This is a genomic window from Synechococcus sp. W55.2 (assembly GCF_047461635.1).
In the GTDB taxonomy this organism is placed as follows: domain Bacteria; phylum Cyanobacteriota; class Cyanobacteriia; order Thermostichales; family Thermostichaceae; genus Thermostichus.
Genome location: NZ_JANSHM010000095.1, coordinates 1 through 7,767 on the forward strand (window position 1 = coordinate 1; position 7,767 = coordinate 7,767).

Annotated in this window: 5 protein-coding genes and 2 pseudogenes; 6 read left to right on the forward strand and 1 reads right to left on the reverse strand. The window is 60.3% G+C overall.

From position 1 onward, the window contains the following. The first annotated feature begins 179 nt into the window (after positions 1 to 179). The 4 genes from NW828_RS13295 (at position 180) to NW828_RS13310 (ending at position 6,050) form a co-directional block, all read left to right on the forward strand. Positions 180 to 1,979 (forward strand): ABC transporter ATP-binding protein, encoded by a 1,800-nt coding sequence (locus NW828_RS13295; RefSeq protein WP_414384371.1) that lies wholly within the window; start codon positions 180 to 182, stop codon positions 1,977 to 1,979. A 166-nt stretch (positions 1,980 to 2,145) separates the two neighbouring features. Then, entirely contained in the window at positions 2,146 to 2,898 is a 753-nt protein-coding gene (locus tag NW828_RS13300; protein ID WP_414342492.1) for a response regulator transcription factor, read from the forward strand. Between the two features lie 84 nt (positions 2,899 to 2,982). Further along, positions 2,983 to 5,115 carry a TIGR00300 family protein gene (locus tag NW828_RS13305; protein ID WP_414384367.1) on the forward strand — a complete coding sequence of 711 codons (2,133 nt, stop codon included), beginning with the start codon at positions 2,983 to 2,985 and terminating at the stop codon, positions 5,113 to 5,115. A 68-nt stretch (positions 5,116 to 5,183) separates the two neighbouring features. Next, positions 5,184 to 6,050, forward strand: a complete 867-nt coding sequence (locus NW828_RS13310; RefSeq protein ID WP_414384369.1) for an S-adenosyl-l-methionine hydroxide adenosyltransferase family protein — start codon at positions 5,184 to 5,186, stop codon at positions 6,048 to 6,050. Here the strand turns inward: NW828_RS13310 and NW828_RS13315 are convergent. Further along, positions 5,997 to 6,449, reverse strand: a complete 453-nt coding sequence (locus NW828_RS13315) for an Hsp20/alpha crystallin family protein (RefSeq protein ID WP_011431920.1) — start codon at positions 6,447 to 6,449, stop codon at positions 5,997 to 5,999. The two genes, NW828_RS13310 and NW828_RS13315, sit on opposite strands and share 54 nt — an antisense overlap. Before the next feature lie 287 nt (positions 6,450 to 6,736). Here NW828_RS13315 and NW828_RS13320 point away from each other — a divergent pair. After that, positions 6,737 to 6,865: pseudogene (locus NW828_RS13320) on the forward strand (hypothetical protein); the annotation flags it as partial. Positions 6,866 to 7,195: 330 nt separating this feature from the next. Further along, a pseudogene (locus NW828_RS13325) lies at positions 7,196 to 7,767 on the forward strand (RNA-guided endonuclease TnpB family protein); the annotation flags it as partial.

Here is a 7,767-nt window from a genome sequence, read left to right on the forward strand (position 1 = left end):
TTTTTAAAGGGCGTCGGCTACGGTCGGCGCTATCCTTCCCTGCCCTGAAGGACGGGGCTTGCCGCGCCTTTTGGTCAGCGGTGCGGAGCACTTTGGGGGCCAAGACGGGGACGGTGGTCTATAATCCTGCCAATCCTCCCATTGCGTTCGCGCCAGCGGTGCGGAGCGCTTTCGTCGCCATGATCGAGGCTGTTCCTGCTGCCGATTCTGCCTTGCTGACCGTACAAGGGCTGCGGGTTTTCTTGCCCAGCCGTGCAGCTGGCGAGCCCTCGGGATCCCCGGTGGTGGACGGGCTGTCTTTCCAGATCGGGATCGGCCAGACCTTAGGCCTGGTGGGGGAGTCGGGATCCGGCAAAACCATGACCGCCCTGACGCTGATTGATCTGCTGCCCAGCTCGGCCCGGGTGGAGGGCAAAATCCTCTTCAAGGGCCCCAACGGAACGGTGGACTGGCTGCAGTTGGATCCCCGGCAACGGCGGCGCTATCGCGGATCCCAGATCGCCATGATTTTCCAGGAGCCGAGCACCGCCCTCAACCCCCTCTACACCTGTGGCCAGCAGTTACAGGAAACCTTGAGGGCCAACACCTCCCTGAGCCCGGCGGAGATCCGCGCCCAAGCCATTCGCCTGTTTGAGGAGGTGCAGCTTTCTCCCCAGATGCTGGAGCGCTACCCTCATCAGCTCTCCGGCGGCCAAATCCAACGGGCGGCCATTGCCTGTGCCATCGCCTCCAATCCCCAACTGTTGATTGCCGATGAGCCGACCACCGCTCTAGATGTTACGGTGCAAGCGGAAATCCTGCGCCTGCTCTGGGAGCTGCAGCAGCACCGGCAGATGGCCATCCTCTTCATCACCCACGATCTCAATTTGGTGGCCGAACTGGCAGATCAGGTGGTGGTGATGCGCCGGGGCCAAGCTGTGGAACAGGGATCGGTGGAGCAGATCTTTCGGGATCCCCAGCATCCCTACACCCGCGGCCTGTTGGCCTGTCGCCCGGTGTTGGAGCGGCGGTTGCGGCGGTTGCCCACCGTCCAGGATTTTCTGGAAAAAGGGGGATCCCCAGAGGAGCAGTGGCAGCAGGTGGAGATCCCGGCTGCCGTTCGCGTAAGCGGGACGGAGTCCTTAGAGGAAGAACGGCTGCGCCGGCTGTACGGTCAGCCCCCCCTGCTGCAGGTGCGGGATCTGCGAACCCACTACGCCGTCCGTCGAGGGCCATTTGGCCGCCAGGTGGGCGAGATCCGAGCTGTGGATGGGATCAGCTTTGACCTCTACCCCGGAGAGACCTTGGGGCTGGTGGGAGAGTCCGGCTGCGGCAAAACCACCCTGGGGCGAACCCTGTTGCGCCTGGTCCGTGCCAGCTCTGGCCAGGTGATCTACGACGGCGAGGAGCTGCTCCGCTTGCCGCCCCAACGCTTACGTCGTCTCCGCCGCGAGATTCAGCTGATCTTTCAGGATCCGGTAGCCTCACTGGATCCGCGCATGAGTGTGGGAGCCAGCGTCATAGAGCCAATGGCCCTGCACGGGATTGGGAGAAATGCTGCTGAGCGACGAGCACGGGCCCAACGCCTGTTTGAACGGGTAGGGTTGGATCCGGAAGCGCTGGATCGCCTGCCCCACCAGTTTTCCGGAGGACAGCGGCAGCGGATCTGTATTGCCCGCGCCCTGGCCTCGGAGCCCCGCCTGATCGTCTGCGATGAGGCAGTGTCTTCCCTGGATGTCTCCGTGCAGGCCCAGGTGCTGAACTTGCTCAAGGATCTGCAGGAGGAACTGGGGTTGGCCTACCTGTTCATCTCCCACGACCTGAGCGTGGTCAAGTTCATGAGCGACCGCATCATGGTCATGAACCGGGGCCGCATCGAAGAGCTTGGCCCCGCCTCCCAGATCTACCAGCAGCCGCAGCAAGACTACACCCGCCGCCTTATTGCAGCGATCCCCAAGGGGGATCCGAAAAAACGGGCCCATTTGCCCCAAACGGGTTGAAAAGTTTCCCCTGCATCCGGCTCCGGGCTGGGCAACCCTGCGGGTTAACTTCGCAGTAAGATTTGCAATGAGGCTAAAATTAAGTAAACTTCCAGTCGTAAAGCTTCGGCTCTTTGTTAGCACATTTAACAAAACGTTTTATCCGCAGTTTGGGCTGCAACCGGCTATGGCTCGCATACTCATTATTGAGGACGACCCTTCGATTCTGGATATCCTGCGCATCAATCTGGAGTTGGCGGGCTACGAGGTTGTGAAGGCCACCGATGGGGTGCGCGGACAAGCACTGGCTCTGCAAGTTCTCCCCGATCTGATCATCCTCGACCTGATGCTGCCCCAGGTAGATGGCCTGACCGTTTGTCAGCGCTTGCGGCGGGAGGAGCGCACCAGCGAGATCCCGATTTTGATGCTCACCGCCCTCGGCCAAACCCAGGACAAGATCGAGGGCTTTAATGCCGGTGCCGACGACTACCTGACCAAGCCTTTTGAGGTGCAGGAGCTGCTGGTGCGGGTGCGGGCCCTGCTGCGTCGCTCAGACCGGATCCCACAGGCGGCCAAGCATGGGGAGATCCTCACCTATGGCCCCCTCACGCTGGTGCCGGAGCGCTTTGAGGCGTTGTGGTTCGGCAAAACCATCAAGCTCACCCACCTGGAGTTTGACCTGCTCCACTGCCTGATGCAGCGACACGGGCAGACCGTTTCTCCAAGCGAAATCCTGCAGGAGGTGTGGGGCTACGAGCCCGACGACGACATCGAGACTATCCGTGTTCACATCCGCCACCTGCGCACCAAGCTGGAGCCGGATCCCCGCCACCCCCAGTACATCAAAACCGTCTATGGGGCGGGCTACTGTCTGGAGTTGCCCAACATTGCCGATCCCAGCCCACTGCAGCCAGAGCTGGCGAAAGATTCCCACAAATAATGATTCTTTCATGATTCTTGAGGATGCTGCTCACGCAACTGCTAATCTAGGGGATGCCCTGCTGCAGATTGCGCTCTGAGATCTATGCCTGGTGCCATTCGGTATTTGATGTGCCCACCCGATCACTACGAGGTGGACTATGTGATCAACCCCTGGATGGTGGGGAATGTTCACCGCTCTTCGCGAGAACGGGCGCTGCAGCAGTGGCAGGCTCTTTATCGGCATCTCTCGCAGCGGGCGGAGGTGAAGCTGATCCAGCCGGTGCCGGGATGGCCGGATATGGTGTTTACGGCGAATGCTGGGCTCATCCTGGGATCCAAGGTGGTGCTGAGCCGTTTTTATCACCCAGAGCGGCAGGGGGAACAGCCCCATTTCAAGGCTTGGTTTGAGGAACAGGGCTACACCGTCTATGAGCTGCCGCCAGCCCTGGCTTTTGAGGGGGCGGGAGATGCTCTGTTGGATCGGGCAGGGCGCTGGCTGTGGGCGGGCTACGGCTTTCGCTCCATGTTGGAGTCTCACCCCTACTTGGCCAAGTGGCTGGGGATCGAGGTGTTGTCTTTGCGGCTGGTGGACGAGCGGTTCTACCACCTAGACACCTGCTTTTGCCCCCTCTCCGAAGGCTATTTGCTTTACTATCCACCGGCTTTTGATGCCTATTCCAACCGCTTGATCGAGATGCGGGTGCCCCCTGAAAAGCGGATCCCGGTTCAGGAGGCGGATGCCATTCACTTTGCCTGCAATGCCGTGGATGTGAACGGCACGATCTTGGTGAATCGGGTCAGCCCAGAGCTGGAAGCCGCCCTACAGGAGCGGGGATTTGCGGTGGTGCAGACGGAGCTGACGGAGTTCCTGAAAGCCGGTGGGGCGGCCAAGTGCCTGACGCTGCGCCTCGACGAGACGGTGGCTCCCCAAACCGATCCGGTGGCCACAGTGCTCAGCCGGACGGTGACCCTCCAGGGACATTTGGTGGACAGCGATCTGCTCACCAGGGCCGTCGATTGCATTGTGGACAATGGCGGCAGCTTCCAGATCCTCAAGTTTCAACTTGGGGAAAAACGGCAGAGCACCTCTACAGTGGAGCTGGCCGTTTCGGCTCCCACCGAAGAGACCCTGGACACCATCCTCAGCGCCTTGATCGAGCAGGGGGCCCGTCTCTCGGAAGAAACCCAGCAAGATGCCCGTCTGGAGCGGGTAGAGAAAGCAGGGGTAGCGCCCGACGATTTTTATGTCACCACCATCTATCCCACGCAGGTGCGGGTGGCCGGCCAGTGGATCCCGGTGCAGCGGCAGCGCATGGATGGGGTGATCGTGGTCAAGGGATCCGATTGCAATGGCAAGACGGAGTTTTCAGCCTATTGCACCCTGATTCGAGATTTGCAGGTGGGGGATGCCGTGGTGTGTGGGGTGGAAGGGATCCGCACCGTGCGCCAGGCCAGCAAAGAGCGCTCTTCCCAGGAGTTCACCTTTATGGGATCGGGAGTCTCCAGCGAGCGGCGGGTGGAGATCCTGGTGGAGCAGATTGCCTGGGAGCTGCGGCAAATCAAGGAGCGGGGCGGCAAAACGGTGGTGGTGGCAGGGCCGGTGGTCATCCACACGGGCGGTGGATCCCACTTGGCCACCCTCATCCGCGAAGGCTATGTGCAGGCGCTGCTGGGGGGCAATGCCATTGCCGTTCACGATTTGGAGCAGAATCTCTACGGCACCTCGCTGGGGGTGGATCTGTCGCGGGGCACGCCGGTCAAGGGCGGCCACAAGCATCACCTCAAAACCATCAACCTCATCCGCAAGTACGGCAGCATCCGGGCTGCAGTGGAAGCGGGCGTGATTACCGGTGGGGTGTTCTACGAGTGCATTCGCGCTCAGGTGCCCTTCTCCCTGGCGGGATCCATCCGCGACGATGGGCCGCTGCCGGATACGGAGATGGACTTGATCAAGGCCCAGCAGGATTACGCACGGCTGCTGCAGGGGGCCGACATGGTGCTGATGCTCTCCAGCATGTTGCACTCCATTGGTGCCGGGAACATGACGCCTGCCGGGGTCAAGCTGATCTGCGTAGACATCAACCCGGCAGTGGTGACCAAGCTGGCCGATCGGGGATCCCTGGAGTCGGTGGGGATTGTTACCGATGTGGGCCTGTTCTTGAGTTTGTTGGTGCAGCAGTTGGCGCGTTTGGGGCAGGTGTATGAGCGCCCGCAACCTGCTCTTGCTGCCCGCTAGCCACCCCATCCATAAGCGCTGTTATCTTTTGGGATCCTTAAACTGGGATCCTCAAGCCTCAAAAGGGTATGCCTTTTATTAGCCTGTTGACGGATTTTGGCCTGCAGGATCCCTATGTGGGCATTATGAAAGGGGTGATTCATACCCTTTCCCCACAGGCTCAACTCATCGACCTCAGCCACGAGATCCCGCCTCAGGATGTGGCAGTGGCTCGCTTTGCCCTGATGACGGCCTATCCCTACCTGCCGCCAGGCACCATTCACCTGGCCGTTGTGGATCCGGGGGTGGGGAGTAGTCGACGGGCGGTGGCCATCCAAACCGAGACGGGCTTTTTGGTCGGCCCCGACAATGGCCTGTTCAGCGGCGTTTTGGCCCAAACTCCGGCGCTGGCTGCTGTGGAACTCAACCGGCCCCGCTATTGGCGCACCCCCTCTCCCAGCCGCACCTTTCATGGGCGGGATATTTTTGCCCCGGTTGCCGCTCATCTGGCCAACGGGATCCCTTTGGCGGAGCTGGGGGATCCCCTAGACGTAGCAGAACTAACCCGCTGGGAGTGGCCGCCACCCCAGATGGAGACCAACGGCTGTCGCGGCCTGGTCCAGGCCATCGACCACTTCGGCAATGGCATCACCAACCTGCCCGGACAGTGGGTGGAAGGTCGAAGCTGGAGCGCCTGGATCAAAGGGATCCCCGTCCGCTCCGTAACCACTTTTGCCGAGGGGGAAGTTGGCGAAGTGCTGGTCTTGGTGGGCAGCTCCGGCTGGGTGGAGATCGTGCAAAACCGGGGCAATGCCAGCCGTGCCTTGGGTTTCAAAGTGGGAGATGAGGTGCGCGTGCAGTGGATCCTCACCCCCAGCCCCTCTCCCGAAAAGAGGGGGATCCTAGGCAGGTTGGCTTTCCACCGTCACGGCTTCCGTCGGAGTAGTGGGGTTTGAGGCGCCCACTTGGACTTTGATCACCCGCGCTGCGTCGGCTTTGGGCAGAGTGAGGGTGAGGATGCCGTCGCGATAGGTGGCCGAGACTTTCTCCGGCTGGATGCGGCGGGCCAGCTTGAGGATGCGTTGAAAAGGTTGGGGCTCCACTTCTTGGTAGCGCAATTCAGCACCTTCAGGGCCGTGAACCTGGATCTCGCCGCTGATGGAGAGCTGTTGAGCCGTGGCCTCGATGTGGAAGCGTTCCCGATTGGCACCGGGCACCCACAACTGGACGGTGTAGGCTTCGCCGCTCTCCCAAACCTGCAGAGGAGTGGGCAGGAAGGAGCGAGAGCGTCCCCGGTTGGGCTCCGCTTGCAGAGCTTGTACCTCGAAAAGCGGGCTGAAGTAAAGAGTTGCCATAGTGTCTCCTAGGGTAAATAGGCTAAGTCATCAATGGAGTTGAGGGAAGCGAAGAGATCTCGGCAAAGAAGGCTTGGCCTGCACTTGGGATTTGAATTCACAAAATCCTGCTCTGATCATCCAAGAAAGCCATCCCAGCGAGGGAGGGCAAACCGATCTGCGATAGGCAGGATCCCCTCACCTCATGGGGAAGAGGGATGAAAACAAACAGGGCAATCCAATGGTTCACTCGAAACATTTTGCTCAAAACAGAATGGGGTAGATGTGAGTGAAAAAAGAAGACCGTTATGGATCCCACTCCCATTCCCATCCGATTTCAGGTGAACGGCCAACCCTATGGGCAGGTGGTTCCGCCGGGGATCACTCTGCTGAGCTTGTTGCGGGAGCTGGGCTGGGTGGGGGTACGCCGTGCCTGCGACTCGGGGGATTGCGGGGCTTGCACGGTGCTGTTGGAGGGGGATCCCGTCCACAGTTGCCTGTACCCGGCGGCGCGCTTGCAGGGCCAAGCCATCACCACCATCGAGGGGTTGGCCAGAGGCGGGGAATGGGATCCGATCGCGTCAGCGGGACGGAGTCCTTGCATTTCACCAAATTTTCGGGCTGGAGGCCCGCACCATAGCCGCAGGCTTGGTGTCGGGAGGAAAGCCCTCCTCCATATAGGTTTGCCAGTTAAACTTTGGATGAGCTATAATAAACCCATGAGCCAGACTATCTCTGTACGTTGCAAGCTGATAGTCCCACAAGAGTTGCGTCAAGAAATTGACCGCACTTTGCAGGGCTTTGCGAACGCTTGCAACCAGATTCTCGATACCGCCGAACAAAAGAACTGCTGGAATACCGCCAAGCTGCACCACTTGGTCTATCGACCGGTAAAGGCAGCAACGGGGCTGAAAGCCAACCACGTCTGTCAGGCGCTCCGTCGGGTGATTAGCAATGCCAAGGCGGTGAAGCAAGTCCACAAGTTCCGCCCCACCAGTCTGACTTTGGACGCTCGTACTTTTAAGTACCGAGAGTCCGACCAAGCCGTGGGCGTGACCCTGATGAGCGGACGGGTTTGGCTCAAGCTCAAGATTGGCGGTTATCAAATCGCTTTGCTGCGGGGGCAAACGCCCACCAGCGCTACTCTGTCCAAGACCAAGCAAGGGGACTACTACATCAACATTGCTGTTGAGCTGGATACTCCCCCGACTGGCAAGACTCCAAGGGTGATCGGAGTTGACTTGGGCAGTCGGGATATAGCTACCGCTAGCAACGGACGCTCTTGGAGTGGAGAGCACATCCAGGCCGTCCGTGACCGGTTCAGCCGTGTACGCGCCAA